Source organism: Zafaria cholistanensis (assembly GCF_008580665.1).
GTDB lineage: Bacteria > Actinomycetota > Actinomycetes > Actinomycetales > Micrococcaceae > Zafaria > Zafaria cholistanensis.
In genome coordinates this window covers 1-1,091 of the sequence record NZ_BKDJ01000040.1, presented here as the reverse complement: position 1 = coordinate 1,091, position 1,091 = coordinate 1, and the positions used below count along the sequence as shown (strand labels likewise).

1 protein-coding gene is annotated in these 1,091 nt (G+C 70.0%); it reads right to left on the bottom strand.

Annotation, left to right across the window (positions count from 1 at the left end):
* A partial coding sequence (locus NCCP_RS14805) for an asparaginase domain-containing protein (RefSeq protein WP_149958051.1) occupies positions 1-760 on the bottom strand: 760 nt, incomplete at its 3' end.
* Between the last annotated feature and the right edge of the window lie 331 nt (positions 761-1,091).

Sequence of the window (1,091 nt, the reverse complement as noted above, 5' to 3'; positions counted from 1 at the left end):
CCGCCGTCGCGGCCCTCACCGACTCCGCGAACCCCGGCCCCGCATTACCCACCCCGGTCCCGGCCAGCACCACGGCCCCCGCACCGGAAGCAACGGCGAAATCAAACAGTTCCGTCGTGGCGCCGGGGTAGGCGGTGATGACGTCCACCCGGGTGGCGTCGAATGCCGGCGGAGGCATCGGCAGGGCCGGATAGCGGCGGGGCATGGCTGTCACCACGAGCCGTTCGCCCACCATGTGGGCCACCTCGGTACCGCCACCGAATGCGCCACCGGCAGTGGTGTGTACCTTACGGGCACCGCGGGCCGAACGGATCATCCCGGCGAAGCTGATCAGGGCGCCGGCTCCGCGCAGATGCTCCTCGGCTGCCGCACGCACCGCTTCCGCCACATTGCGCGGGCCGTCCGCGTCCGGGCTGTCGGCCGCACGCTGGGCGCCGGTGAGCACCACGGGCTTGGGGGAGGCATGAACCAGGTCCAGCAGGAACGCCGTTTCCTCCAGGGTGTCGGTGCCGTGGGTGACCACGACGCCGTCCACTTCCGGGTCGGCCAGTGCCCGTTCCACCGCCTCGGCAATCCGGCGCAATGCGGCCAGATCCAGCAGGTAGCTGCCGGTGGTCAGTACATCGCGCGCCTGCACCGCGAACTCGCCGTACCGGGATGGAACAAGGGTGGACGCCGCGTCGCTGGCCACCGAACCGCGGGGGCCATGGCCGCGTGAAGCGATGGTCCCGCCGGTGCCCAGCAGTTGGATATGGCCCACCGTGCGCCTCCTTCTTGGGGCGGCCGCCCGCGAGGGGCGGCCCATCCATGCCAATGCGAAAGAAGAGAGCTGCAGTCACGTTCCGTAGTGCAATCAGCATCACAGTAGGAGACACGCCGGTCACTGGGCAATAGTTCGCCCGCCGACGCCCTGGCTTCCCGGAGGCGCAAACCGGCGGGCCGGGCGGTGTGCTTTGGCTGCTCCGGTGCCTCGGGTTGGGGGTGTTAAAGGGGGGAAGCCCCCGACGGTGTGGTCGGGGGCTTCCGTAATGGTTGTCCGGCGGTGTCCTACTCTCCCACACCCTCCCGGGTGCAGTACCATCGGCGCTGTG